Raw genomic sequence first — 25,643 nt, 5'->3', positions numbered from 1 at the left:
AAGAGGTAAAACCTCATGTACATTAACGGAGAATGGTTAACCGGGCGCGCTGAGTTCCCGGTAACAAACCCGGCAACGGGTGAAATCATCGGGCAGATCCCCGACTGCACAGACCAGGATATTGAGGCGGCCATTACGGCCGCCAATTGTGCTTTTAAAGAATGGAAAAAAACTACCGCTTATCACCGCTCCCAATTGCTCTACCGGGCCTGGGAACTGATGATCAGGCAAAAGCGCGAACTGGCTGAGCTGATGACCCGGGAACAGGGCAAACCCCTGAAAGCATCCCTCAACGAAGTTCAGTACGGCGCAGATTTCCTGCTATGGTTCGCCGAAGAAGCCAAACGCGTTTACGGGCAAAGTATCCCTTCCTCCCGCGAAAACCAGCGCTTTATAGTGCAGAAGTCTCCGGTCGGTGTGGTCGGCGCGATTACGCCCTGGAACTATCCGATCTCCATGATTACCCGCAAGCTCGCACCCGCACTGGCGGCTGGCTGTACCGTGATCCTGAAACCGGCTGAAAGCACACCCTTGTGCGCTAAAGCCATGATAGAGATCTTTGCCGAAGCAGGCTTTCCGGCCGGCGTGGTTAACATGCTGACCGTGCAGGACCCTTCCAGGGTGGGTGATGCTTTCTGTACCGACCCGAGAGTCCGCAAGCTGACCTTCACCGGCTCTACCCCTGTAGGCAAAAAGCTCAACGGCCTGGCGGCAGCCAACATGAAGCGTGTATCTATGGAACTTGGCGGCCACGCACCGGCCGTTGTCTTCCCTGATGCGGATCCGGTGCATGCAGCCAAAGGCCTGTCTTTGGTGAAGTTCCTGAACACTGGCCAGGCCTGCATCAGCCCCAACCGTATTTTCGTACACGAAGATCACCTTGAACCGTTCATTAAAGAACTCACCAGCCGCGCCAGCCGTCTGGTGGCCGGCAACGGTATGTCCGAAGGCGTGGGCATTGGCCCGTTGATCAATGAACAGGCCATTCTGAAGGTTGAAAGCCAGGTGAAAGACGCCGTTGCCAGAGGCGCAAAGATAGAAACCGGTGGCCAGAGACTGATGGACAACGGCCTGTCAGACGGTTATTTCTACGCACCAACCGTGCTATCCGGTGTAACGCCGGACATGAAAATCTACCGGGAAGAAACCTTTGGCCCGGTCGCTCCGGTGATCACCTATCGCTCGGAAGACGATGTAATCGCCATGGCCAACGACACAGAGTACGGCCTGGCGGCGTACATCTACAGCAACAACATGACAACGGCTATGCGGGCGTTTGAAGCACTGGACTTCGGCATTATTGGTATTAACGACATCAATCCGACCAGCGCTGCAGCGCCGTTTGGCGGTATGAAGAACAGCGGCCTTGGCCGTGAAGGCGCCCAGGAAGGTATAGAAGAATATCTCGAAACCAAACTGGGCGGACTGGCCATCTGACGGGCCGGCCCGAAGCCAGCATTACAGATAACGCTCAGGACCAAGAGGGGGCGACACCCTGCCCCCTCTTGGTACAGGCATAACGTTCCGTGCTTCCTAGCTCTCCACGAAAGCCCTTTCAATCACATAATGCCCCATCTCACCACCACGGGCTTCCTTGAAGCCCATCTTGTTCAGTATGGCGCAGGTATCCTTGAGCATGCTGGGACTGCCACAGATCATGAACCGGTCATTTTCGGGATCGAAGTCCGGCAGGCCCAACTCGCGGGTTATCTTGCCGCTTTCCATGGCCGCCGTCAGCCGGCCCTCATTACGGAATGGCTCCCGGGTAACCGTGGGATAGTACTCAAGCTTGCCCTTCACCATCTCACCGAAAAATTCGTTTTCGGGTAATTCTTCAATCTCATGCTTATAGGCCAGCTCTGAAACGTAACGCACTCCGTGGGTCAGGATGACTTTATCAAAGGCGTCGTAAACTTCCGGATCTTTGATAATGCTCATAAAAGGAGCAAGACCCGTGCCCGTACTGATCAACCAGAGGTTTTTACCTGGCAGAAGATTATCCAGAATCAGGGTGCCGGTTGGTTTGCGGCTGACCAGAATCTCATCGCCAACCTGGATCTTCTGTAAACGGGACGTAAGCGGACCGTTCTGCACCTTGATGGAGAAGAACTCCAGCTCCTCTTCATAATTCGCGCTGGCGATACTGTATGCGCGCATCAATGGCTTGCCGTCAGTTTCCAGACCTATCATCACGAAGTGGCCATTTTTGAAACGGAACCCCGGGTCGCGACTGGTCTTGAAGCTGAACAGAGTATCGTTCCAGTGGTGTACACTGGTTACAGTTTCTTTTATCAGGTTGCTCATTTAAGTCTCTAGCCCATTCAGTACGTTTTCGACGGCGAATGTTGCAAATATGAATTGCCTGAAGCTTATCCCATCACTAACCTATCGATGAAACAGGTTATTCCCATAACCTTATTCGACTATATCGATTTAGAGCGTTTTGTTATGAAATACAGCTTCAGACAACTCGAAGTCTTCCTGGCGGCAGCACAATTCCAGAACATTACCCGGGCCGCGGAATCACTGTCCATGTCCCAGTCGGCTGCCAGCAGCGCGCTCAAGGAACTGGAAAACCAATTCGATATCCAGTTATTCGACCGTGTTGGCAAACGCTTGCAACTGAACGAACTCGGGCGGCTCTACCGGCCCAAAGTGGAAGCTGTTCTTGCCCAGGCAACCGAGCTTGAACAGGCTTTCAGTAAACATTCTGAAGTAGGTGCCCTGAAAGTCGGCGCCACCTTAACCATAGGTAACTATCTGGCCGTAGGCGTTATGGCCCAATACATGAATACCCCTACCCGGCCACGTGTGTCCCTTGAAGTTGCCAATACGAGCACCATCGCCCGGCGAGTCAAGGACTACGAACTGGATATCGGCCTGATTGAAGGTGAACTGCAATCCCCGGAACTTGAGGTTTTACCCTGGCGAGGCGATCAACTGGTGGTATTCTGCTCCCCGACTCACCCTCTGGCGGCAAAAAAGAAGGTATCGGACGAAGACCTCAGGAAGGCTACCTGGATCATGAGAGAACAGGGCTCAGGAACCCGTCAGAGCTTTGACAGGGGCATGCACGGCCTGCTTCCGGACCTGAACGTACTTCTTGAACTGGAACACACCGAAGCAATAAAGCGGGCGGTGGAAGCCGACCTGGGCATAGGATGCCTGTCAGAGGTCGTCCTCGCCGACGCCTTTAAACGCGGCAGTCTGGTGCCTCTGGAAACGCCCGAAAACAGGAATTTTGAGCGGCAGTTCTATTTCATTCTGCACAAACAGAAATACCGGAGTGCCGGAATTGACGCATGGATTGGCCTGTGCCGCGCACTCGACTGAAGCTCAGCCAACGGGTCCGCTATGGAACCGGAACTCACTATCCGGCTCCAGAATCAGCTTTTCTTCAATGGACAGAAACTCTGCAACCCTTTCATCCACGGGACCACAGTTAGCCTGTTCGGCCAGAGCCAGGTAGTCACGATAATGGCGGGCCTCGGACTTGAGCAGGCTACTGTAAAAATCTGCCAGTTCATCATCCAGAAACGGGACCAGTGCGGCAAACCTCTCGCATGAACGGGCCTCAATGATGGCGCCAACCACCATGACATCCACCAAACGGCCCGGATCATCCGTACGCACGTCCTTGCGCAACCCTGCAGCATAGCGCGCAGGAGTCAGGTGGCAATACACGATCTCCCGCTTGTTGATAATGGCCAGTACCTGCTCGAAGTGACGCAACTCTTCCCGGGCCAGGCGAGACATTTTGTTAAGCAGGTTGGTGTTTTCTACATACCGGTACATCAGGCTGAGTGCAGTGGATGCCGCTTTTTTTTCGCAGTGGGCATGATCTATCAGCATCAGATCCTGATTGGCCAGAGCGTTATCAATCCACTGTTGCGGTGTAGCGCAAGGCAGAAATTCGTGAATCTCTTGCAGCGCCTGGGCCACAGTACCTGTTTTGTTATTCATGATGAGCCGCTATATCAATAAATTGGGTGCAGGATTATAACGTAGCTAACAGACTTCTCCGACCTCTGTCCAACTTAACTTTATAAGGGGTTTCCTATAGAATACAGCGCCAACTAAAGGTCTTTCCGCCAATAAACTCCCGCCAGGCGCATTGTCAGAGCGCGGGACATACCAACTGATGAGGGTCCAGATCGTGTTAGAAGCCTACCGTGAACACGTTGCAGAACGTGCGGCTCTGAATATTCCCCCCAAGCCGCTGAATGCTGAACAGACCGCCGCTCTGGTTGAGCTGCTGAAAAATCCGCCGGCAGGCGAAGAAGAAACTCTGGTTGACCTGCTGGAAAACCGTATCCCGCCGGGTGTAGACGAAGCTGCCTACGTTAAAGCTGCGTTTCTGACCGCGATTGTCAAAGGTGAGGCCTCTTCCCCACTGATCGACAACAAAAAAGCCGTTCAGTTGCTGGGCATGATGCAGGGTGGCTACAACATCGCCACTCTGGTTGATCTGCTGGATAACGCCGAACTGGCCGAACTGGCCGGTAAAGAACTCAAGCACACCCTGCTGATGTTCGACGCATTCAACGACGTCAAAGAAAAGATGGACGCTGGCAATGCAGTTGCCAAATCTGTCGTTGAATCCTGGGCCAACGCTGAGTGGTTCACCAACAGGAACAAGGTACCGGAAAGCACCAAAATGGTGGTTTTCAAGGTTACCGGCGAAACCAACACCGATGATCTGTCTCCGGCTCCGGATGCATGGTCCCGCCCGGACATCCCGCTGCACGCCCGCGCTGCCTATAAAATGGAACGCGATGGTCTGAAGCCGGAAGAGCCCGGCGTTACCGGCCCGATGAGCCAGATTGATGAAATCAAAGCCAAAGGCCTGCCCGTTGCGTTTGTCGGTGACGTTGTAGGTACTGGTTCTTCCCGTAAGTCTGCTACCAACTCCGTTCTGTGGTTCTTCGGTGACGATATCCCTGGCGTGCCGAACAAGCGCGCTGGCGGTGTGTGCATTGGCAACAAGGTTGCCCCGATCTTCTTCAATACCATGGAAGATGCCGGTGCGCTGGTATTCGAAGCACCTGTAGACAACATGAACATGGGCGACGTGATCGAAATCCGTCCATACGAAGGCAAAATCCTGAACGAAGCCGGAGAAACCATCTCCGAGTTTGGTTTCAAATCTGACGTCATTCTGGACGAAGTTCAGGCTGGCGGCCGTATTCCTCTGATCATCGGCCGTGGCCTGACTGCCAAGGCACGTACCGCTCTGGGTCTGGGTGCCACGGACATGTTCCGTCTGCCTCACGATCCGGAAGCCGGTACCAAAGGCTTCACTCTGGCCCAGAAGATGGTCGGCAAGGCCTGCGGCCTGGAAGAAGGTAAAGGTGTTCGCCCAGGCACCTACTGCGAACCTCATATGACCACTGTGGGCTCCCAGGACACCACCGGCCCAATGACCCGTGATGAACTGAAAGATCTGGCCTGCCTCGGTTTCCAGGCTGATCTGGTCATGCAGTCTTTCTGCCACACAGCAGCTTATCCGAAGCCCATCGACGTGGAAATGCAGCACACCATGCCGGACTTCATGCGTGACCGTGGCGGTGTTGCCCTGCGCCCTGGCGACGGCATCATCCACTCCTGGCTGAACCGCATGCTGCTGCCCGACACTGTCGGTACCGGTGGTGACTCCCACACCCGTTTCCCGATGGGCATTTCTTTCCCGGCAGGTTCAGGTCTGGTTGCATTCGCGGCGGCCACAGGCGTTATGCCACTGGATATGCCAGAGTCTGTACTGGTTCGCTTCAAAGGCGAAATGCAGCCCGGTATCACGCTGCGTGACCTGGTACACGCCATTCCTCTTTACGGTATCAAGCAAGGCATGCTCACCGTTGAGAAGAAAGGTAAAATCAACGAATTCTCGGGCCGCATCCTGGAAATCGAAGGCCTTGAGAAACTGACCGTTGAGCAGGCATTCGAACTTTCCGACGCATCTGCAGAACGTTCTGCTGCTGGTTGTACCATCAACCTGTCTGAAGAGTCTGTTGCCGAATACCTGCGCTCAAACATCACCATGCTGCGCTGGATGATTGCCGAAGGTTACGGCGACCCACGTACACTGGAACGTCGTGCACAGCAGATGGAAGCCTGGATTGCAGATCCCAAGCTGATGCGTGCTGACAAGGATGCAGAGTACTCTCACGTTATCGAGATTGACCTGGCAGACATCAAAGAGCCCATCGTTTGCTGCCCGAACGACCCGGACGATGCCCGCTTCCTGTCCGAAGTGGCTGGCGACAAGGTAGACGAAGTATTCATCGGTTCCTGCATGACCAACATCGGTCACTTCCGTGCAGCTGGCAAGCTGCTTGAGCAGAACAAGGCACCTCTGAAAACCCGCCTGTGGATGTCTCCACCTACCAAGATGGATCAGGCTCAGTTGATGGAAGAAGGCTACTTCAACATCTACGGCACAGCTGGTGTGCGCACCGAAATGCCGGGCTGTTCACTGTGCATGGGTAACCAGGCACGTGTGGCTGCGAAGTCTACGGTTCTCTCTACCTCTACCCGTAACTTCCCGAACCGCCTGGGCGATGGTGCCAATGTGTACCTGACTTCTGCGGAACTGGCGGCAGTAGGTGCGATACTTGGCAAACTCCCGACTCCTCAGGAGTACATGGAGTACGCCAAAGATCTGAACAGCATGTCGAAAGAGATCTACAAGTATCTGAACTTCGACCAGATGGATAAATACATCAAGAAGGCAGCTGAAGCGAACGTTGCTTGAGCACTGACCTTTAAGGTGTAGCTGTGTAAAAACGCCAACCTCCGGGTTGGCGTTTTTTTATGCTCAAGCGTTGAAACAAGCCCCGCATTTCTGGTCAATAAATGATCAGGCGAATAAGTATTGCCCCAGCCATAACGAGGGTAATCCACTTGACCCACTGGCCACCTTTCTCACTCAGATTAACCCTCACAGCAACAAATGCGCCTGCGATATTCCCGACGGCAAGAATCAGCCCCATACCCCAGCGAACCTGTCCGTTAATCGCAAAAACCGCCAACGCGGGTACTGTATAAAGCAGGATGATGGACACCTTGAAGACATTGACCTGGCGCAGATCTATACGTAGCACGCGGTACAGCACCACGATAAACAACGCACCAACACCTACCTGAATAAACCCCCCATACGCGCCAATCAGAAACATGGCGACATAAATTACCGGGCCAAGCCGCTCGGGGGTCAAAGGATTGGTATCCAGTTTGGGCTGAGGCAGCAGCATGAATATCGAAGCACCAATCATTGCGCTGATCAGCACCAGCTCAAAGACCGCATCTGGCACCCATGTCGCTATCCAGGCACCCAACAACGACCCCAGAACTGCCGGCACAGCCAGATGCAGACTTACCCGGAGGTTGCCGTGTCCAAGGCGCCTGAAACCCGCAACAGCGGTTGTACTCTGCAGAATGATTGCAACCCGGTTGGTGCCGTTTGCCACTTGCGGGGGCAACCCCAGAAACATCAGAAGCGGCAGGGTCAACATCGACCCGCCTGCAGAAAGCACATTTATGAACCCGGCTATGCCACCCAGCGCAAGCAGCGCTGCTATTTCAGTCACATTCATTCAGTACTCGATATTCCTGTACTGCTACCTGCGTGACCACCACCCAAACGCTTTCCGCAACGGCTACTCCAGATAAGAACAAACAGAAAAATAACCAACCCGGCTCCATCCAGCAACAGATTTCCGTGGGGCCATAGCATCAGCGCACCAACAGGGAACATAAGTACCCGGACAAGAAGATTGAGTTTGTGTTCCAGATAACCTTCAAGGCCTGCAATGATCGCGTAAATACCAAACAGAGCAAAACAGAATACCTGGATCATTTCAGTGAAATCACCAGTAATAAGAGGTGAGTAGGCAAACAGAAGCGGCACTATATACAGGCCCTTGGCCAGCTTCCAGGCGGTAAAACCCGTTCGCATCTGAGGCGTTCCTGCAATCGCAGCAGCTGCGAACGCAGTAAGACAAACAGGCGGTGTGACATTTGAATCCTGTGACAGCCAGAAGATAACCATATGGGCAGCCACAAGCAGCATGGACAGAGCTTCTGGTGATAACGCCTGCTCCAAAAGCTGACTACTGAAGGTATCTGGCACCAGAGAGAGCAGTTGCTGCGCAGTTGCTGCATCCATGGGCGCATCCAGCAAAGAGAATCTGTCAGGTGCGGCCAGCATGAAAATAGCTTTCGCCTGCTCTGGCAGGTTCCCGTTAACCATCATCTCAACCAACTGGCTTTGCGCTATCAGGTTGTATATCGCCGGTGCTGAGAGTGTGGCCAGCACGATATATGCTGCAGTTACCGGCAGCCCCATTCCCAGAATCAACGACGCCAGAGCAACCAGAAAGATCGTTAACAGCAGGCTCCCGCCCGCCCAGTCAGTAATCATGATAGAGAAGGTATTGCCGATACCTGTGGTAGATACAACCATTACAATCAGCCCGACTGTGATAAGCAGAATCGCGGTGGTCGTTATGTTTCGTGTCCCCATCACAAGTGCATCGAGAATGTCGCGAAGCCCCATTGGATGCTTCGAAAGCCAGGACGCAACAACAACCGACAGAATGGCGATTCCCGCCGCGTAGGTCGGTGTGAACCCATAAACAAGCGCTGCGACCAGAACAACCAGAGGCAACAGGAAATGCCAGCCGCCTTTAAGGACCTCTTTGAGCGAAGGCGCGGCATCGTCTTCCAGCTTGACCGCATGGCTGCGCTTCGCCTCGATACGCACGAACATCGCTACTGAAATAAAATAGAGAAGGGCCGGCAATGCAGCAACACTGATTATGGTTAGATAGGAGACCTGGGTATAGGAGGCCATGATGAAGGCTCCAGCACCCATCACCGGTGGCATGAGCTGCCCGCCCGTAGAGGCCGCAGCTTCCACGCCGGCAGCAAATCTTGCCGGGAAGCCGGCTTTACGCATCAGCGGTATGGTAATCACGCCGGTAGAAACCGTGTTTGCCACACTGGAACCAGAGACTGAGCCCATCAGGCCTGAGGCAAACACAGCTACAAACCCGGGGCCGCCCACAAACCGCCCTGCGGCACAGCGCGCCAGCTCGATAATAAAGTCCCCCGCCCCGGACTTTACCAGGAAGGCCCCGAACAGGATAAACATGAATACATAGGTCCAGGAAATCCGGGCGATGGACCCCAGCATTCCCTGACCGCCAATATAGGAGCGATAAAGAACCGTTTCCCAAGACAGTCCCGGGAAATTGAAAATACCGTCAACATATTGCCCCCACCACGCCACATAGGTCAGTGCAACCACACAAAGAACGGGAATAAACCAGCCAACAGTACGACGGGCAAACTCCAGTATCAGTGCTACTGAAACAATTGAGACAAACCAGTCACCCGTATCGAAGTTAAAACCGCGCTGGTAAAGATCATCCTCAAAGATAATCAGATAAAAAGCACAACCAAGAGCAGCCAGCCCCAACATAACATCAACACCCAGCACGAACCGCTGCCCTCTGGCAGAGCGGGGCCGTAGCATGGGGGTGGTGAGGGTGCAGATAAGGCCAAAAAGACCGAAGTGCAAAGCCGAACTCCACAGTTCAGACAGTGTGGAAATTGTATTGAAATAGAGATGGACGAGTGCTGTACCGATAGCAAGCCAGAAGACCACCGGCCCGATCAGCCGGTGCTCCAGACGCTCACTCGCCTCACTGGCACTCTCATCGCATACCGCGATGAGAGGCTCGTTTTGCGTATTTCCAGCTACCATTATTGTGCAATCAACCGCTCGGGAATATCCACGCCCTGCTCTCTATAGAAGCGCGCAGCGCCCGGGTGAAGCGGCAACGGGAGGCCTGCAATGGCTTTCTCAAGAGCCATCGCCTTGGTGGCAGGGTGAATATTGTTCAGAAACGGAAGGTTTTCGTAGATGGTCCTGGTGATCTCATAAACATCATTCTCCGGAACGTCATCACGAACGGCCAGAATATTGGGCTGGGCAATAGTATTGATATCTTCCTCCTGCTTCGGATAGGTTCCGGCAGGAATAGTATAGGGTGTCCAGAGTTCGAAATCGCTATTCACCTGGGCAACCTGATCCTGGGTGAAATTCAGCGTGGTGATTTTATCCCCCATATTGGCATAAGCTCTTGTTACCGCTGCAGCGGGCACACCGGCCGGTATGTTCATGCCATCGATATTGCCATTTTGCAAGGCATCAGCACTCGGACCATAGCCTTGGTATGCGAGGTTTACCTTTTCCAGATCAATACCTACTTTTCCGAGAATAAAGCGGCCTGACCCTTCAGTGCCCGAGTTCCTTGCACCGATAGAAAAGCTCTCGCCATACAGGTTGGCCATATCGTCGATAGTGCCAGTTGTCATGACTTTCCGGGTAACAACAAAGTGCTCCACATTCTGCCAGAGCATGGAAACTGACCGGAGGTTTTTGTATGCCTTGGAAACCGGCCCTGAGCCATTCCAGGCGTAAGCGCCATAAAGTCCCTGAAGAATACCGAACTGAATCTGGTCTTCATCCATAAGCTTGAGGTTCTCACCAGAGCCCGCCGAACTGATCGCAGAAACCGATATATTGGTAGAAGGCTCAAGCTTGACTTTGATAAGCGTTGAAATGGCGACACCTACGGGATAATAGGTTCCACCCGTTGTGGCTGTGCCCATTACATAATTACCTTCCGCCTGAACACCGGCAGAAAAAGACACCACTGCAGCTGCCAACAGCCCCGAGGCACATTTCAAAACTCTGTTTTTACTCATGAAACGGATCCTTTTTATCATTATTCTGATTCACACCTGAATAGGTAACCTTCTAAAGATAGCTGTACGCTACCGGATTCACCAGTCGAGTATCAATGCCCGGCACACAAACAAAAAAGGGCTCCTCAAGGAGCCCTTCGATACCAAGCATTTCTGCCCTTGTTTTAGCTGTGATCCACTGCCTGATATTCGTCTGCATCGGAAGTTGCCAGACTCACAACCACGATGGCGATAAAGGAAGCAATGAAGCCCGGAATGATCTCATAGACGCCAGGGCCGCCCATGAACTCACCATTCCAGCCCAGGGATACCCAGATCATCGCCGTACCGGCACCAACGATCAGGCCTGCCAGAGCACCAGCACCATTAGTACGAGGCCACATGAGAGCAAGGATAATCAGCGGACCAAAGGCAGAGCCAAAGCCTGCCCATGCGTTACCAACCAGAGCCAGAACCTGAGAGTTGGGGTCTGAAGCAATGACTGCAGCAACAAGGCCAACAAGCACTACGCATACACGGCCAACGTTGACACACTCCCGGTCACCCGCTTCCTTACGCAGGAAAAGGCGGTAGAAATCTTCTGTAAGAGAAGATGAGGACACCAGCAGCTGGCTGGAAATAGTACTCATCACCGCTGCCAGCAGAGCGGCATACAGGAAACCTGTAATCAGTGGGTGGAACAGCAAATCAGCGAGAATGATAAAGATAGTCTCAGGATCGGCAATATCCATTCCATTTCGTACCGCATAAGCCCGGCCAAAAATACCCAGCCCGATCGCGCCGATCAATGAAATAGCCATCCAGGACATACCGATGTTCCGAGCTGTCGGCACCTCTTTCACCGAACGGATCGCCATGAAGCGGACAATGATGTGAGGCTGCCCGAAATAACCCAGACCCCAGGTTACAGCTGAAAGCCATCCAACGAATGTCAGCCCCTGAGTCCAGGACAGTAGTTTCGGATCCACCTCATTCAGCGTTTGGGTCGCTTGCGCGAAACCTCCGCCGCCCTCTCCAAAAAGAACAACCGCGGGCATGAGAACCAGGGCAACCATCATGATGCAACCCTGAACAAAGTCAGTCATGCTCACGGCCAGGAACCCGCCAACAACAGTGTAAGCCAGTACCACACCGAGGGTTATGATGATGCCCACACTGTAATCACTCAAACCACCAAAGCTGAAAATTCCGGCGAACGCACTTTCAAACAGCTTGCCGCCCGCTACCAGGCCTGAAGCGGTATAAACAGCGAAGAACAGTACGATAACAACTGCCGATACAGTGCGCAGCGGCAGTGCCTGAGTAGGAAAACGATTCGCCAGGAAGGCAGGGATAGTCAGCGCATTACCATAGTGAACAGTCTGAGCGCGCAAGCGTGGGGCAACGATAACCCAGTTGATAAACGCCCCGACAAAAAGACCAACCCCGATCCAGGCTGAAGCAAGGCCAGACACATACATCGCTCCCGGAAGCCCCAGAAGCAACCAACCGCTCATATCGGAGGCGCCGGCAGACAAAGCAGCTACCTTTGGACTGAGCCCCCTGCCGCCAAGCATGTAATCTTCGGATGACGAAGTAGATGTGCGCATAGCATAAATGCCGATGGCAATCATGAGCGCAAAATAAGCAAATAGACTGATCCAAACACCAATAGCCATGGAATTCCTCCGGTTTTAATGAGTCGGATTATATCCGCTCTCAAAGCACAGGCCTGACAACGAATGCCAGATTACTGTGTCTTTCTTTTTGTATACTGAAATTCCTTCCGAATCTAAGCGCAATCGCGAATCGAATGTTCGACCTTAACTATAGTTAAGTATTGCCATTCTGCGACTGCAACTTCACCAGATCGTCAAGATGAGGGATTACTCGACAAGCCTAGTATTACTACGTATTAGCGGCTTACAAAATCCTACGATTCTTTTGCAGAATTCTACGGGAGTGAGACTGGGCTACGTAAAATCAGGCAACATTATCACTGACTTGCAGCCTTGAGGGGGTAGTTCCTTTATGTTTACGCAACGCATTGGTTAATGCACTCTGTGAAGAGAAGCCAACACGGTAGCTGATTTCCGATACCGAGAGCTGTGTCGAGGCGAGAAGGTGAGCTGCCTGATTAAGGCGGGCCTGCAAGAGAAACTGATGGGGTGTCGTTCCTACCACTTCCCGAAAAACCTCATGAAAACGGCTCACACTAAGGCAAGACTCACTAGCCAGATCCTGAACCGTGATCTTCCGGTGAAGATTCGCTTTGACATAGCGCTGGATTGTATCCGGGCTAAGGCTGTGCCGGTTTGGCATACCAACATTGCGATCAACAATTCTGTCGGCCATGCAATACAGGATACTGGCAGCAAGGTGACCATGCATCGCAAGATTGCCGGGCGCTCGGTCAAACTCGCTGGCAGCAAACTGAACCAGCCCCTGTAAACGGCTATCCATATGAACCGTTAGGGGTTTTTCAAATACCCTGACCATACGCTCATAGTCGGCATGGTGGGGAGTGGAAACAACAGAACTTGAGGGGTCAAGATTGATAACCATCACATGATTCTGATGATCACCACAGTAGTCATGCCTGGCCTCCGTGGGCACAAGGCATGCTTTCCAGGTATCCAGGTGAGATCCGGTTCCGTCAACGCTCAGATCTGCCTCACCCTGAACACCAACTACTATCTGATGATGTTCATGACGATGCTGATGAGAGGATGTTGGAAGCTTTAGTAATCGGGCATCCAGCATAGACGCAACAGAAACCTTTAAGTGAGAATATTACTCAATTAAAGCAGATTTGATTGGAACTTGCACATAAGTTCGCGGACCCTGGCGCTTACTACATCCAGTGGCGCCGCAGCATCCACGATGTTATACCGGGTGGGCGCAGCTGCAGCGCGAGCCAGATAGGTGTCACGTATACGCTGAAAAAAGGACACAGCTTCCTGTTCAAAACGATCCAGCTGCCCCCTGTCCCTTGCCCGAGCCATACCGGTTTCGACCGGAGCATCCAATAACACCACATGATCCGGGCGCACTTCGCCCTGCACCAGGTCTTCCAGCAACGCAATCCGTTCCAGGGGAACACCCCTCCCGCCGCCCTGATAGGCAAAGGTCGCATCAGTAAATCGATCACAAAGCACCCACTGCCCTTTCGCAAGAGCAGGAAGAATCAACGTGTGCAGATGTTGCGCGCGGGCGGCAAACATCAAAAGCAATTCCGTAAAATCGTTGACCGGTTCGTCCCGCGGGGCCAGAAGCAGCTCCCGGATCGACTCAGCCATAGGGGTGCCACCAGGCTCACGGGTAACAATACAATCAACGCCAAGCTCTCTCAGCATTCCAGCGGCATTGGTGATCTGGGTAGACTTACCCACACCCTCTGTTCCCTCGAACGTAATAAACCGACCACGAACAGTCATTCTTTATCATCCTTGCCTGCTGGAGAAGACCTGTAATCCGACCGACGATTCAGTTGAAACGCCCTGACCGCTTTCTGATGCTCCGCCAGTGTGCTCGAAAACTTGTGGGTGCCATCACCGCGAGCGACAAAATAGAGAGCCTTGCCAGGTTCCGGGTGCAACGCGGCATGAATGGCCTCACGGCCAGGCAAGGCAATAGGAGTAGGCGGCAACCCGTTAATGCGGTAGGTGTTATAGGGTGTGTGAGTACGCAGATCGCGACTGCCAATACGGCCCTTGTATTTGTCTCCCATACCGTAAATTACCGTGGGATCGGTCTGCAATCGCATACCTTTTTCCAGGCGCCGTACAAACACACCAGCGACCTGTCCACGTTCATGGGGTGCTCCGGTTTCCCGTTCCACAATGGATGCCATGATCAGCGCTTCATATGCACTATCGTATGGCAGGTCCTCTTGCCGATTCTCCCACTCTTCCGAAAGAACAGCCTCCATGCGCTGAAACGAACGCCGGAGCAGATCAAGATCCGTCTCACTGGAGGTGAACAGATAGGTATCAGGGAAGAAACGCCCCTCCGGATGCTCCCCTTCAGCACCAACGGCCTCCATGATTTGCGCATCCGACCAACCGGAGGTAAGTCCGTCAAGACGCTCTGTCGATGCAAGTGCGGCACGCAGGTCACGGAACGTCCAGCCTTCGATAAACTGCACTGACCAGTGCTTGGTCTCACCTGCCACCATTTTGTCCAGCATGGCTTCAGCCGTCATTCCGTCACTGAATTCATATTCTCCGGCTTTGATTCTTGCCTTATCAGGAAACAAACGACCATAAACCCTTACCCACAGACTCTTTTCAACCAGGCCCCGAGCCTCCAGTTGCCTGGCAACCTCGCTGAAAGCGGTACCCCCGGGCACATTAAACAACACTGGTTCGGCCATCACGACCGGCTTTGACAATGAGCCAAGCCCTTGCCATACCCACAAACCTGTGCCCGCGCCAACCAGAACAGCGGCACAAATACCTGCAATCAAAAGTTTTTTGAACAACGAATTATTCCAGCAGTTCGAGAGGATTGAAGATTGTCGCAAGTCCGCCATCTACAGGCAAATCCTGCCCGGCAAGACTTCGGACGGGAACAACGCCAATAACACTGTTCAACAGATACAGCCCCTGACAATGCCCCCCAAGTACATCCCCGATACCCATAGCTCGCTCATCGACCAGTTCTCCACGGGCTCTGAGCCTTTCCAGCAGCCACTGGCGCAGCACGCCGGCAACAGCAAGACTCTTGACTGGCGGTGTCACCCAGCCTCCGGGAACCTTGAGCAGCAGGTTGGTACGGGTACCCTCAACCAGATTAGCGGCGCTGTCCGACATGATGACTTCATACAGCGAGCCCTGAATCTCTCTGGCCGCCAGAACCTGCTCCAGCCGGTTGAGGGATTTGATTCCCACAAGCAGAGGGTTCACCATCAGAGGAACACGGGAAAAATCAACGGCAACACCAGTGGAAAGTGGCATTTCAGGCAGGTGGCCAGCAGATACCATCAGTGTTGGCCGCCCCCCCAGACCCGGCCGATACCCTCTGCCACCCTCTCCCCGGGTAAGGATCAGTTTAAGCACCCAGCCGCAGTCCATCTCACTATTCATAAAACTGCCGGAGTAACGACTGGCTGCAGCAGTACAGGCTTCCCGAAGTTTTGTAAGCGAAACAGGGATATCTAACCGGCCGGCATCCCGAACCATCCGGTCAAGATGGCGGGAGAGCAACACCCCCCGGTCACCATGCATCCTTATGGTTTCAAACAAACCATCACCGTATGCTGCACCCCGGTCACTGGCCGGGAAGCCACCTTCATCAGCCCAGCGCAGGTTGAACATGATTACTTAACCTTCAAAGCGTCGGAAAATCAAAGTACCGTTAGTGCCACCGAAGCCAAAAGAGTTGGACAAGGCCACGCGAACGTCTGCTTTGCGACAGGTATTGGGTACAAGGTCCAGGTCGCAGCCTTCATCCGGGTTATCCAGATTGATCGTTGGAGGCAACAGGCCATTTTTTATAGCAAGCAGGGAAAATATAGCCTCAACCGCACCTGCAGCACCCAGCAAGTGCCCGGTCATGGACTTGGTGCTACTCATGGCGAGCCGGCTCGCATGATCACCAAATACACGCTTGGCTGCCGCAATCTCAGCTATATCGCCTACCTGTGTCGAGGTGCCATGCGCATTAATATAGTCAACCTCTCCCGGCTCCATTCCGGCGTCCCGCAACGCGTTAACCATTGAACGCGCAGCGCCTTCACCATCTGCAGGTGGTGCTGTTATGTGATGGGCGTCATCACTCATGCCAAAGCCAACCAGCTCACCGTAGATGGTTGCACCGCGACGTCTTGCATGTTCCAGCTCTTCCAGCACCAGCACCCCCGCGCCGTCACTGAGCACAAAACCATCTCTGTCTCTGTCCCATGGGCGACTGGCTTTCTCAGGCTCATCATTGCGGGTTGAAAGCGCCCGGGCAGACGAAAATGCGGCAATACCTGTACGCGTTGTCGCCATCTCGGAACCACCGGCAAGCATCACATCCGCATCGCCGTATGCGATGGTACGGGCGGCGTATCCTATGTTATGGGTGCCCGTAGTGCAGGCGGTAACAATTGCAATGTTTGGCCCCCGATACCCGAACCGAATCGCAGCATTGCCGGAAATCATGTTAACCACTGAGGCGGGCACAAAGAACGGGGACACTTTGCGAGGACCTGACTTTTCCATGGTCAGTACGCTCTTCTCTATATATTCCAGACCCCCGATGCCGGACCCGATAGCTATGCCCACACGGTCCCGGTCCAGCCCATCGAATTCTGCAAGCCCGCTATCATCCACTGCCTGCTGGGCTGCAATAAGTCCGTAATGAATAAACGCGTCGAGTTTTCTGGCTTCTTTGGAAGAAAGATAGGGCTCCAGATCAAGGTTTCTGATCGCACCGCCAATACGAGTGTTGTATCCGGAAGCATCAAAACGGTCAATCCCGCCAATTCCGCTACGACCAGCCTGGATACCCTCCCAGGAAGACGCCACATCATTTCCCAGAGGAGACAACATTCCCATGCCAGTGACCACAACCCGTCGTTTACTCATAGCCCTGCTCACCTGACCTTTCATATGTCGCTGTTACTCATGATCCCGAAATCCGGGAATTCTCAGGCAATAAAAAAGCCGTCCTTCACTGAATGACAAGGACGGCTTTTTGCCTGGCTAACTTAACTGCAGAGTATCAGGTATGCGCGACGATGTAGTCGATCGCGTCCTGAACACTTGCCAGCTTCTCGGCTTCTTCATCAGGAATTTCAGTTTCGAATTCCTCTTCCAGCGCCATGACCAGCTCAACGGTGTCCAGTGAGTCAGCGCCAAGATCCTCTACAAAAGAAGAAGAGTTCTGAACTTCGGACTCTTTAACGCCCAACTGTTCACAAACAATCTTCTTCACGCGCTCTTCAACTGTACTCATAATGTCCTCACTTTGTGTATCAACCAAGCAACTAAGTGCTGCCAGTTTAGTGTAAACCCTACCTGCAAACAAGCAGGGATCCGGTTAAACATGTTGTGCGGCAAGGGGTTGCGCACGAACTCCGCAATCGGAGCTTATCCCATGTACATTCCGCCGTTTACATGAATGGTTTCCCCAGTCACATAAGCGGCAACATCCGATGCCAGAAAAGCAACCACAGCCGCCACTTCTTCCGGCTGCCCCAGACGACCTGCTGGTATAATTCCCAGCATAGCCTCACGCTGCCCGTCGTCCAGTTTTTTTGTCATATCCGTGTCGATAAACCCGGGCGCAACACAGTTCGATGTGATGCCACGATTCGACATTTCCTTCGCCAGACTGCGGGTAAAACCTTCTACCCCAGCCTTGGCAGCACAGTAATTGGCCTGTCCCGGGTTGCCCATACTGGCGACCACGGAACTCACATTAATAATACGTCCCCAACGTGCTTTCGCCATGCCCCGCAATACAGCCTTACTGGTACGGTACACGCTCGAGAGATTGGTTTCGAGCACAGATGCCCAGTCGTCATCCTTCAGTCTCATCAGCAGGTTATCACGGGTTATACCCGCGTTATTAACCAGAATCAGAGGCGCACCGGACTTATCAGCTATTTCTTTCAGGCCCGCTTCAATACTTTCAGGGTCGGCAACATTCATCACAATACCGTAGCCGCTTGCACCCGCAGCCTGGAGATTATCCGTAATGGTTGCTGCACCCTCCGGGCTTGTGGCGGTCCCAACTACTTCTGCGCCCTGCTTTGCCAGTGCCAGAGCAATGGCCTTACCAATTCCACGGGTAGCACCGGTTACCAGTGCAACTTTACCTTCCAGAGACATGTATAACTCCCTTTCTTCAAGACGGTTCAAATGCCGCTAGTGCAGCTGTCAGTGCCTGAGGATCCTCAATTCCGTGAACAGCAAGTCCACGGTCAATTCTCTTGGACAAGCCTGCCAGCACTTTGCCGGTACCACACTCAATGGCGACGGTAACATCGCTGTTAACCAGAGTGCGAACCGAATCGACCCACAACACAGGCGAATAAAGCTGTTTGAGAAGGTTGGCCTTAAGTGTAGCCGAATCTGTCTCCGCCGCTGCGTTAACATTCTGTATAACCGGAGTCCGTGCATCGTTGAAGCGGACTTCTTCCAGTGCCTGAGCCAGCTCCTCAGCAGCACCTTTCATCAGTGCGCAATGGGAGGGTACGCTGACAGGAAGAAGCATAGCTTTCCGTGCACCCTTCGCTTTGCATGCTTCAATAGCCCGGTCAACTGCGGAAGCTGATCCTGCAATTACTACCTGGCCGGGAGCATTAAAGTTCACCGCTGCTACAACATCACCATTGGCAGCCTCTTCACAGGCTGCCACAACATCGGCATCTTCAAGGCCAAGGATAGCAGCCATCTTCCCCTCACCCGAAGGTACGGCCTCCTGCATCAGTTCGCCACGCAGGCGAACCAGCTTGACTGCCTCTACAAAATCAAGGCTTTCTGCAGCTACCAGAGCGCTGTACTCGCCCAAGCTGTGCCCAGCCAGAAAATCGGGCTTGGGACCACCTGCAACCAACCACTGCCGCCACAGAGCGATACTGGCAGTTAACATTGCCGGCTGGGTGATCATTGTCTGGTTAAGCTCTTCAGCCGGCCCTTTCTGGCACAAATGCCAGAGATCGTAACCAAGTACGTTGGACGCTTCGGCGAAGGTTTTGTTGATCATGGGCCAGGATTCAGCAGCCGCGGAAAGCATGCCAACTGATTGGGAACCCTGTCCGGGAAATATAAAGGCTGATTTCATAAGCGGGATCTTATCGTCATTGGGAGTTTCAAGAGATTAGCCAATAGTACAAGCTGGGCGGATCTGGCGCGAGTATAGCGCACAAACCGGAAGCGACTTCAGCCCGGGACTATCACAGCATCAGGTCGTCAAGGCGCTCATTGATACGCCGTGGCACTTCCAGTTCGACCTCACGTACAGCCTGACGAATAGCGGCCAACATAGCGCGTTCATTAGCATTTCCATGGCTTTTGATGACCACACCCTGTAGCCCGAGAAGGCTCGCACCGTTATGACGGGATGGGTCCATGAGCCGGAGGAGTCGCCCGATAATAGGGCGAGAAAGTAACCCCACAAAGCGGCCATAAAAAGTTCGGGTAAATGCCTGCTCCATGAGCTCAATTAACAGACCCGCTACCCCTTCACCGGTTTTCAGGGCGATATTACCAACAAACCCGTCGCAAACCACCACATCGGCGACATCCCGGAACAGGTCACTGCCCTCAACGTATCCAATATAGTTAAGTGATTCACACTGGGCGAGCATGTGGGATGCCAGGCGAACCTGCTCGTTGCCTTTTATTTCTTCTTCACCAACATTCAGCAATGCGACTCGCGGCTCGCCCTGACCGCATATTGCAGAGGCCATGAGGGAACCCATCAGGGCATACTGATAGAGGTTTTCCGCACTTGAGTCTACGTTGGCACCAAGATCCAGAACATGACACTTCCCCCGCAGGGAAGGGATCAATTTAGCAATTGCCGGACGCTCAATACCCGGATACATACGAATAATTGAACGACCAAAGGCCATCAGGGCCCCGGTGTTTCCTGCACTGACACAACCCTGCGCTTCGCCATCGCGAACCAGAGACAAGGCAATGGCCATGGAGGAGTTTTTCTTGTGGCGCAACGCATGAGAAGGGCGTTCGTTCATATAAACAACATCCGCAGCCTCGACAATGCGGACTCGCGGATGCCCATCACGCAAAAAAGCCTCAAGCTCACTCCGGATTCCCACCAGAATAAAACTCAAGGCTTTATTTTCACGCACCGCTTCAAGAACCGCAGCAACTACAACTGCAGCCCCCCGATCGCCACTCATGGCATCAATCGCTATGGTGACCGGTTTCACCGCTCTGCCATTCAATTGAAGTTGACGCGGCTATGCAACGGTATTATTCGTCGCGAGCTTCGATTACCTGCTTGCCACGGTAGAACCCGTCCGGAGACACGTGGTGACGGCGATGCACTTCACCAGTTGTTGAATCAGTGCTCAGAGCTGCAGTGCTCAGAGCATCGTGGGAACGGCGCATGCCGCGCTTGGAACGGGTCTTACGGTTCTTCTGTACAGCCATGGTTCTACTCCTGACCTGTTAACGTAAACTTTACTTGAATATCGTTACGCGTAACGTATGTTCATTTGATTGCGCCGGCCTCCAATGAAAAGAAGCCCACGCCCGCATTAATGCTTTGTTTTCCCAAGACCCGCCAGCACACTGAACGGGTTATCCCCTGACTTCTTTTCCGGCTCCGCCGGAGAATGGCCTGGCTCGTACGCTTCCAGATCTTCTTTTGCCGGACATTCATTCCGGTCATGAAGCGGATACGGAGGCAGAACGAGCAACAACTCATCCTCAACCATGGACCAGAGATCTGCACTGAAATCAACCGTCAGAAACGGCTCAAGATCCTTTGGCAACCGCTGGGCCTGCTCATCGCTAGTAACCAGCCCGAGCGTGAACCGGGAAACCAATACCGAATCCATAGACCCGATGCAACGCTGACACTCCAGCCTTACAGGGGCCTCAACCTCACCGGAGGCGATACGGCGACGCTCACCGTCCATATAGAAGGACAGCTTAACCTGACATACAGCGCCATCTTCAAACCCCAATACAGCTTCACGAAAACGAGACAATGCACTGAGAGGAATTTCTCCTTCCAGCACGCTGTCATGTTCCGCCAACCGGTACGGGTCGACTATTCTTGGTAATTCGGCACTAGACGCATTTGACATAGGCGCGCAATTCTAGGGGCCAAGCTCGCTGCTGTCAAAGACTTCGTAGGGTTTTGACCAAGGGTTCCAGTTTCCATAAGTGTATTCTACGATATGGACGCTGAAAAACAGCACTCAAATCCCGGAAAGGAACTTACATATGCCCCACCCTCCCCTCTTGCTGGCCTCCTCATCCAGGTATCGCCATGAGTTGCTAACAAGACTCGGACTGCCATTCTCCAGCGCCAGCCCCGACATTGACGAATCACCCCTTGCCGGAGAAACTCCGGACGCCCTCGCTATTCGTCTGGCCGAATCTAAAGCCCGAGCCCTGATCTCCACACATCCGGAGCACTGGATCATCGGCTCTGACCAGGTTGCTGCATTGCCAGATGGCACCTTACTGAACAAACCAGGAAACCACCTGAATGCCCGCAAACAGCTAACCCAGAGCAGCGGCCAGAGCATCAATTTCTTCACCGGGCTCGCACTACTGGATGCCAGCTCCGGAAACCTGCAAACATCCTGCGAACAATTCACAGCACACTTCCGGAATCTGAGCAGCGAAGAAATCGACGCTTACCTCCACAAAGAGAAGCCCTACGATTGCGCTGGAAGCTTCAAGATGGAAGGCCTCGGCATCACTCTGTTCCGGGAACTACAGGGCCGGGACCCGAACACCCTGATCGGCCTCCCCCTGATCGCCCTGACCGGGATGCTGACAGCCTGGGGAAGAAATCCCCTTCTGGAGCCGCAACAACACCTCTGAGCCAAACCAAATCCAGTCGCCCGTTATCGCAACTCCATACCAGATTCGATCAGATGCCCGACAACACCCTGGCCAAACGACACTCCCAGCTGATCTACCAGATCTCGCAGAGCCCCTTTGTGATGACTGTAATCAATCAGATCCTCCTGTCCGACTATATCCCTGGCGACATAAGAGGTACTGCCAAGCCCGTCGACAAGCCCCAGCTCCAGCGCCTGCTCACCACTCCACACCAGACCACTGAACAGGCGCTCATCATCCACCAGACGATCACCGCGACCATCCTTGACAGCCTCGATAAACTGACGATGAGTGTTCTCAAGAACATCCTGCCAGAAAGCCACCTCCTGCTCCTGCTCAGGTGAGAACGGGTCCAGAAACGCTTTATTCTCACCCGCAGTGTAAAGCCTTCGCTCCACCCCAAGCTTGTCCATGATACCGGTAAACCCGAAACCACCTGCAACAACACCAATGGACCCGACCAGACTCGCCCGGTTCGCATAGATCTCATCCGCCGCCGCAGCTATGTAGTAGGCACCTGACGCCCCGATATCCGAAATCACCGCATAAAGCTTCTTATCCGGATACTCCCCCCTTAGCCGTTTAATTTCATCGTAGACATAACCAGACTGAACAGGACTGCCGCCCGGACTGTTTATGCGCAGAATAACAGCGACAGCATCTTCTTCCTCGAACGCTGAGCGCAGAGCGCCAACGATGTTGTCAGCGCTGGCGAGCTCGTCAGCGGCAATAGGGCCATTTACTTCAACCACAGCCGTATGCTCGCCACCGGCGGAATCCAGAGTGTCGCCAAACGGTGACCAGACAATAGCCAGCAAAGCGAAAAGATACGCAAATGTGAGAAACTTGAAAAAAATACCCCACCGGCGACTCCGGCGTTGTTCAGACTGCAAGGACATCACAAGCTTTTCGATCAACCGCCAGTCACGCCCCGATTCGGGTGGCAAACGCGGCTGATTTCGCCCGGAGCCAGATCCTTCAGGCCTGTCACCCCACCCTGGTGTTTTATCGGAATCCCAGTCACTCATACATCTGTCCTGTCAGAAATAAAATCAAAAAAATATACCTACAAGCCAAGCACACTGCGCAGATCCGGCACAGAGTCAACGATGGCATGGGGAGCATAACTCCCAAGCACATCACGCTTGTGCACCCCCCACTCAACACCTATAGAAGGCATACCAATACGCTGAGCCATTTCGAGATCATAACGGGTATCGCCAATCATAACGGCCTCAGAAGCCTCAATTCCGTAAAAAAGCAGGATTTCCTCGAGCATCCGGGGATCCGGCTTGGATCGGGTTTCGTCGGCACAGCGGGTAATATCGAAATGCACTCCGAGACCGCTGGAAACGAGCGCCGATTCAAGCCCCCTGCGGCTTTTACCGGTCGCGACCGAGCATCCGCGACCAGCACTGCGAAGATCCGCGACTACATCGGCCATACCTTCGAATATATTTTGAGGTGTGGTCACCTTACGAAAGAAATAATTCGCGTAACCTTCCCGAATAGCCGTCATCTCCTCGTGACTGATTCCCGGATAAAGCCTTTCCAGAGCCTCGACCATACCCAGACCGATAATGTCACGATAAGCCTCCCTCTCAAGCGCCGGATACCCCAACTCAGTGGCCGCCTGATGCAGACTACCCGCAATATGCTCCACGGAATCCACAAGAGTCCCGTCCCAATCAAATATCACAACTTTCACATCCATCAAACTGCTCCCGTTGCGCGCACTTCGAGCCTGCTCAGCACGTTACTGAACACATCATCATAAGGGGCTTCGAACCGCACAGCTTCTTCTGTAACCGGCAACGTAAGCTCAAGCGCCCGGGCATGCAGCATAAGGCGCTGACCGCCGACAGACCGGAACGCTTTAAGACTTACATCATCCATATACTTGTCATCCCCCGCTATCGGATGACCGGCACAGGCACTGTGAACACGAATCTGATGAGTGCGACCGGTAACCGGAGATGCCTCAACCAGACTGTAACCGCTGTAACGCGAAAGACAGCGAAAGAGCGTAGTCGAGGCCTTGCCCGCATTATCCACCCTCACCCTTCTTTCACCATTAGGCATTTCATACCGCAGTAATGGTTCATCAACACGACCTAGCCTGTCAGGCCAACTGCCCGCAACCAGAGCGTGATACTGCTTCCGGATCCGCCTTTGCCGGAGCTCGTCCTGCAAATAACGCAGAGCTGACCGTTTCTTGGCGATCATTACAAGCCCGGACGTATCTCTATCCAGCCTGTGCACCAGCTCCAGAAAACGTGCTTCCGGGCGAGCCGCCCGCAGCACTTCAATCAACCCGAAACTGAGACCACTGCCTCCGTGAACCGCTATACCAGACGGCTTATTGACCACCAGCATCTGGTCATTCTCAAAGATAACGGCAGCCTCCACCACATTCTGAACCCGGCTACCCGGCGCAGCCTGAGGAGCCTTCTCTTTACGGACAACCGGCGGAATACGCACTTGATCACCGGTTGCAATGCGCGTATCGGGCTTCACCCTTCCCTTGTTAACCCGCACCTCACCCTTCCGCACAATGCGATAAATAATGCTTCTGGGCACACCTCGAAGCTGCGCCAGCAGAAAGTTATCCAGCCGCTGCCCATGATTATCCTCATCGACAGTCACCCACACGACACCCTGCTGAACCACCCCCTTTCCGGTAGCTTCATGCCGGGGTGCCGGCCTGGAATCGCCCCCGCCATCCGGGCGTGGCTCCGGTTTTTTTACCCTGGCTTTTGCGGGCTTTCCGGTAGCAGATTTGCGGGACATAGGATTCCTTTGACTGGTAGTGTAGCGGGTGATACGAGCGGGATTGAACGACTCCCTGAATACTGTTATATTCCTGCGTGATCTGTCGTTTGTCTACGGCCTGACCAATTCGAGTCAGAAGCCGGAGCGGCAGAAGTATACCGACACTATCCAAGAGTTTGAACGCCGAACGCCCAATCACTATCGGGCACGGCGCAAGAAATGCTTCCGAAATGCCAGGGAAGACCCGCTAAAAAAGCGGACAACTGGCACCGGAAAAACTGAAACCGTGCGGAAAACCGCCGGGCGATATCGCGAAGAATCACTGCCACGCAAGGCCGGGCTGTCCAGCTTACGAATACGACGTGAGACCCAGGCACTGGTGTGAACCTGAAAACGGATTATATGCGCCAACAGACACGAACCCTACACGACACGCCCCTGCCAGCAGGCGGGTGGGCCGTCGACGGTGGTCTCAGATCAACAGGGTCATACCCCGACAGGGTGTGATTCGTCTGTCCGCCGCTCTGCCCCTGATTTAGCGGGGCCCGCGGCACGCAACATCCCGCTTCGCAGATG

At 53.6% G+C, this 25,643-nt stretch carries 25 protein-coding genes; 5 read left to right on the top strand and 20 right to left on the bottom strand.

The genetic code is table 11. From position 1 onward, the window contains the following. Positions 1–15 precede the first annotated feature (15 nt). Positions 16–1,437: an NAD-dependent succinate-semialdehyde dehydrogenase gene (locus CPA50_RS05430; protein ID WP_096781422.1), complete on the top strand. Its 1,422-nt coding sequence runs from the start codon at positions 16–18 to the stop codon at positions 1,435–1,437. A 96-nt stretch (positions 1,438–1,533) separates the two neighbouring features. On the opposite strand, the gene CPA50_RS05425 is transcribed toward CPA50_RS05430, so the two are convergent. Beyond that, positions 1,534–2,304, bottom strand: coding sequence for a ferredoxin--NADP reductase (locus tag CPA50_RS05425; protein ID WP_096781421.1), 771 nt, complete (start codon positions 2,302–2,304; stop codon positions 1,534–1,536). Positions 2,305–2,448: 144 nt separating this feature from the next. Here CPA50_RS05425 and CPA50_RS05420 point away from each other — a divergent pair, with 144 nt between their 5' ends. Then, positions 2,449–3,333, top strand: coding sequence for a LysR substrate-binding domain-containing protein (locus tag CPA50_RS05420; protein ID WP_096782342.1), 885 nt, complete (start codon positions 2,449–2,451; stop codon positions 3,331–3,333). A 3-nt stretch (positions 3,334–3,336) separates the two neighbouring features. On the opposite strand, the gene CPA50_RS05415 is transcribed toward CPA50_RS05420, so the two are convergent. After that, positions 3,337–3,963 (bottom strand): tRNA-(ms[2]io[6]A)-hydroxylase, encoded by a 627-nt coding sequence (locus CPA50_RS05415; RefSeq protein WP_179397153.1) that lies wholly within the window; start codon positions 3,961–3,963, stop codon positions 3,337–3,339. Between the two features lie 193 nt (positions 3,964–4,156). On the opposite strand from CPA50_RS05415, the gene CPA50_RS05410 reads away from it, so the two are divergent. Then, the gene (locus tag CPA50_RS05410) at positions 4,157–6,751 is read left to right on the top strand and encodes a bifunctional aconitate hydratase 2/2-methylisocitrate dehydratase (RefSeq protein WP_096782340.1); all 2,595 of its coding nucleotides are present in this window, start codon (positions 4,157–4,159) and stop codon (positions 6,749–6,751) included. A 94-nt stretch (positions 6,752–6,845) separates the two neighbouring features. Here CPA50_RS05410 and CPA50_RS05405 read toward each other — a convergent pair whose 3' ends face one another. From CPA50_RS05405 to CPA50_RS05335, 15 genes are all read right to left on the bottom strand, one after another. Further along, entirely contained in the window at positions 6,846–7,592 is a 747-nt protein-coding gene (locus CPA50_RS05405) for a sulfite exporter TauE/SafE family protein (RefSeq protein ID WP_096781420.1), read from the bottom strand. After that, complete coding sequence (locus tag CPA50_RS05400) at positions 7,589–9,766, bottom strand: TRAP transporter permease (protein ID WP_096781419.1); 2,178 nt, start codon at positions 9,764–9,766, stop codon at positions 7,589–7,591. The genes CPA50_RS05405 and CPA50_RS05400 overlap by 4 nt, the downstream gene beginning before the upstream one ends. Further along, positions 9,766–10,773 (bottom strand): TAXI family TRAP transporter solute-binding subunit, encoded by a 1,008-nt coding sequence (locus CPA50_RS05395; protein WP_096781418.1) that lies wholly within the window; start codon positions 10,771–10,773, stop codon positions 9,766–9,768. Before CPA50_RS05395 ends, CPA50_RS05400 begins: the two co-directional genes overlap by 1 nt. Positions 10,774–10,937: 164 nt before the next feature. Further along, positions 10,938–12,431, bottom strand: coding sequence for a sodium/proline symporter PutP (putP, locus tag CPA50_RS05390; protein ID WP_096781417.1), 1,494 nt, complete (start codon positions 12,429–12,431; stop codon positions 10,938–10,940). A gap of 304 nt (positions 12,432–12,735) precedes the next feature. Next, entirely contained in the window at positions 12,736–13,515 is a 780-nt protein-coding gene (locus tag CPA50_RS05385) for an AraC family transcriptional regulator (RefSeq protein ID WP_096781416.1), read from the bottom strand. Between the two features lie 38 nt (positions 13,516–13,553). Then, a complete protein-coding gene (gene tmk / locus CPA50_RS05380; RefSeq protein ID WP_096781415.1) occupies positions 13,554–14,189 on the bottom strand; it encodes a dTMP kinase in 636 nt (211 codons plus the stop codon). Then, on the bottom strand, positions 14,186–15,235 hold the full coding sequence (mltG, locus tag CPA50_RS05375) for an endolytic transglycosylase MltG (RefSeq protein WP_227519494.1): 1,050 nt from the start codon (positions 15,233–15,235) through the stop codon (positions 14,186–14,188). Before mltG ends, tmk begins: the two co-directional genes overlap by 4 nt. A 4-nt stretch (positions 15,236–15,239) precedes the next feature. Beyond that, positions 15,240–16,070 carry an aminotransferase class IV gene (locus tag CPA50_RS05370; protein WP_096781413.1) on the bottom strand — a complete coding sequence of 277 codons (831 nt, stop codon included), beginning with the start codon at positions 16,068–16,070 and terminating at the stop codon, positions 15,240–15,242. Positions 16,071–16,076: 6 nt separating this feature from the next. Then, complete coding sequence (gene fabF / locus CPA50_RS05365) at positions 16,077–17,324, bottom strand: beta-ketoacyl-ACP synthase II (protein WP_096781412.1); 1,248 nt, start codon at positions 17,322–17,324, stop codon at positions 16,077–16,079. A gap of 136 nt (positions 17,325–17,460) precedes the next feature. Further along, positions 17,461–17,694, bottom strand: a complete 234-nt coding sequence (acpP, locus tag CPA50_RS05360; protein WP_012136033.1) for an acyl carrier protein — start codon at positions 17,692–17,694, stop codon at positions 17,461–17,463. Between the two features lie 134 nt (positions 17,695–17,828). Next, on the bottom strand, positions 17,829–18,572 hold the full coding sequence (gene fabG / locus CPA50_RS05355; protein WP_096781411.1) for a 3-oxoacyl-ACP reductase FabG: 744 nt from the start codon (positions 18,570–18,572) through the stop codon (positions 17,829–17,831). Positions 18,573–18,588: 16 nt separating this feature from the next. Continuing rightward, positions 18,589–19,527, bottom strand: a complete 939-nt coding sequence (gene fabD / locus CPA50_RS05350; RefSeq protein ID WP_096781410.1) for an ACP S-malonyltransferase — start codon at positions 19,525–19,527, stop codon at positions 18,589–18,591. 112 nt (positions 19,528–19,639) lie between these two features. Continuing rightward, positions 19,640–20,641 (bottom strand): phosphate acyltransferase PlsX, encoded by a 1,002-nt coding sequence (plsX, locus tag CPA50_RS05345; protein ID WP_096781409.1) that lies wholly within the window; start codon positions 20,639–20,641, stop codon positions 19,640–19,642. Between the two features lie 43 nt (positions 20,642–20,684). After that, positions 20,685–20,864 carry a 50S ribosomal protein L32 gene (gene rpmF, locus CPA50_RS05340; RefSeq protein WP_096781408.1) on the bottom strand — a complete coding sequence of 60 codons (180 nt, stop codon included), beginning with the start codon at positions 20,862–20,864 and terminating at the stop codon, positions 20,685–20,687. Between the two features lie 107 nt (positions 20,865–20,971). Further along, complete coding sequence (locus CPA50_RS05335; protein ID WP_096781407.1) at positions 20,972–21,526, bottom strand: YceD family protein; 555 nt, start codon at positions 21,524–21,526, stop codon at positions 20,972–20,974. A 139-nt stretch (positions 21,527–21,665) separates the two neighbouring features. On the opposite strand from CPA50_RS05335, the gene CPA50_RS05330 reads away from it, so the two are divergent. Continuing rightward, positions 21,666–22,274, top strand: a complete 609-nt coding sequence (locus CPA50_RS05330; RefSeq protein WP_096781406.1) for a Maf family protein — start codon at positions 21,666–21,668, stop codon at positions 22,272–22,274. 23 nt (positions 22,275–22,297) lie between these two features. On the opposite strand, the gene CPA50_RS05325 is transcribed toward CPA50_RS05330, so the two are convergent. From CPA50_RS05325 to rluC, 3 genes are read right to left on the bottom strand one after another with little or no spacing between them, the layout of a single operon-like run. Next, positions 22,298–23,323, bottom strand: a complete 1,026-nt coding sequence (locus CPA50_RS05325) for a S49 family peptidase (protein ID WP_096781405.1) — start codon at positions 23,321–23,323, stop codon at positions 22,298–22,300. 38 nt (positions 23,324–23,361) lie between these two features. Next, on the bottom strand, positions 23,362–24,009 hold the full coding sequence (locus CPA50_RS05320; RefSeq protein ID WP_096781404.1) for an HAD family hydrolase: 648 nt from the start codon (positions 24,007–24,009) through the stop codon (positions 23,362–23,364). After that, positions 24,009–25,085 (bottom strand): 23S rRNA pseudouridine(955/2504/2580) synthase RluC, encoded by a 1,077-nt coding sequence (gene rluC / locus CPA50_RS05315; protein ID WP_096781403.1) that lies wholly within the window; start codon positions 25,083–25,085, stop codon positions 24,009–24,011. Before rluC ends, CPA50_RS05320 begins: the two co-directional genes overlap by 1 nt. Positions 25,086–25,128: 43 nt before the next feature. On the opposite strand from rluC, the gene CPA50_RS05310 reads away from it, so the two are divergent. Beyond that, a complete protein-coding gene (locus tag CPA50_RS05310) occupies positions 25,129–25,452 on the top strand; it encodes a hypothetical protein (protein ID WP_096781402.1) in 324 nt (107 codons plus the stop codon). Positions 25,453–25,643: the final 191 nt, after the last annotated feature.

This window comes from Marinobacter sp. ANT_B65 (genome assembly GCF_002407605.1).
Taxonomy (GTDB): Bacteria; Pseudomonadota; Gammaproteobacteria; order Pseudomonadales; family Oleiphilaceae; genus Marinobacter.
This window is presented reverse-complemented; position numbering and strand designations above follow the sequence as displayed.

What these genes read in the sequence shown, in the direction of transcription:
- CPA50_RS05320 (WP_096781404.1), bottom strand. Translation starts at nt 24,009, where the DNA reads ATGGATGTGAAAGTTGTGATATTTGATTGGGACGGGACTCTTGTGGAT.
- CPA50_RS05415 (WP_179397153.1), bottom strand. Translation starts at nt 3,963, where the DNA reads ATGAATAACAAAACAGGTACTGTGGCCCAGGCGCTGCAAGAGATTCAC.
- CPA50_RS05325 (WP_096781405.1), bottom strand. Translation starts at nt 23,323, where the DNA reads ATGAGTGACTGGGATTCCGATAAAACACCAGGGTGGGGTGACAGGCCT.
- CPA50_RS05335 (WP_096781407.1), bottom strand. Translation starts at nt 21,526, where the DNA reads ATGTCAAATGCGTCTAGTGCCGAATTACCAAGAATAGTCGACCCGTAC.
- CPA50_RS05395 (WP_096781418.1), bottom strand. Translation starts at nt 10,773, where the DNA reads ATGAGTAAAAACAGAGTTTTGAAATGTGCCTCGGGGCTGTTGGCAGCT.
- rpmF (WP_096781408.1), bottom strand. Translation starts at nt 20,864, where the DNA reads ATGGCTGTACAGAAGAACCGTAAGACCCGTTCCAAGCGCGGCATGCGC.
- CPA50_RS05420 (WP_096782342.1), top strand. Translation starts at nt 2,449, where the DNA reads ATGAAATACAGCTTCAGACAACTCGAAGTCTTCCTGGCGGCAGCACAA.
- fabF (WP_096781412.1), bottom strand. Translation starts at nt 17,324, where the DNA reads ATGAGTAAACGACGGGTTGTGGTCACTGGCATGGGAATGTTGTCTCCT.
- CPA50_RS05400 (WP_096781419.1), bottom strand. Translation starts at nt 9,766, where the DNA reads ATGGTAGCTGGAAATACGCAAAACGAGCCTCTCATCGCGGTATGCGAT.
- CPA50_RS05430 (WP_096781422.1), top strand. Translation starts at nt 16, where the DNA reads ATGTACATTAACGGAGAATGGTTAACCGGGCGCGCTGAGTTCCCGGTA.
- acpP (WP_012136033.1), bottom strand. Translation starts at nt 17,694, where the DNA reads ATGAGTACAGTTGAAGAGCGCGTGAAGAAGATTGTTTGTGAACAGTTG.
- rluC (WP_096781403.1), bottom strand. Translation starts at nt 25,085, where the DNA reads ATGTCCCGCAAATCTGCTACCGGAAAGCCCGCAAAAGCCAGGGTAAAA.
- CPA50_RS05405 (WP_096781420.1), bottom strand. Translation starts at nt 7,592, where the DNA reads ATGAATGTGACTGAAATAGCAGCGCTGCTTGCGCTGGGTGGCATAGCC.
- CPA50_RS05425 (WP_096781421.1), bottom strand. Translation starts at nt 2,304, where the DNA reads ATGAGCAACCTGATAAAAGAAACTGTAACCAGTGTACACCACTGGAAC.
- CPA50_RS05330 (WP_096781406.1), top strand. Translation starts at nt 21,666, where the DNA reads ATGCCCCACCCTCCCCTCTTGCTGGCCTCCTCATCCAGGTATCGCCAT.
- fabG (WP_096781411.1), bottom strand. Translation starts at nt 18,572, where the DNA reads ATGTCTCTGGAAGGTAAAGTTGCACTGGTAACCGGTGCTACCCGTGGA.
- putP (WP_096781417.1), bottom strand. Translation starts at nt 12,431, where the DNA reads ATGGCTATTGGTGTTTGGATCAGTCTATTTGCTTATTTTGCGCTCATG.
- CPA50_RS05385 (WP_096781416.1), bottom strand. Translation starts at nt 13,515, where the DNA reads ATGCTGGATGCCCGATTACTAAAGCTTCCAACATCCTCTCATCAGCAT.
- CPA50_RS05370 (WP_096781413.1), bottom strand. Translation starts at nt 16,070, where the DNA reads ATGTTCAACCTGCGCTGGGCTGATGAAGGTGGCTTCCCGGCCAGTGAC.
- fabD (WP_096781410.1), bottom strand. Translation starts at nt 19,527, where the DNA reads ATGAAATCAGCCTTTATATTTCCCGGACAGGGTTCCCAATCAGTTGGC.
- tmk (WP_096781415.1), bottom strand. Translation starts at nt 14,189, where the DNA reads ATGACTGTTCGTGGTCGGTTTATTACGTTCGAGGGAACAGAGGGTGTG.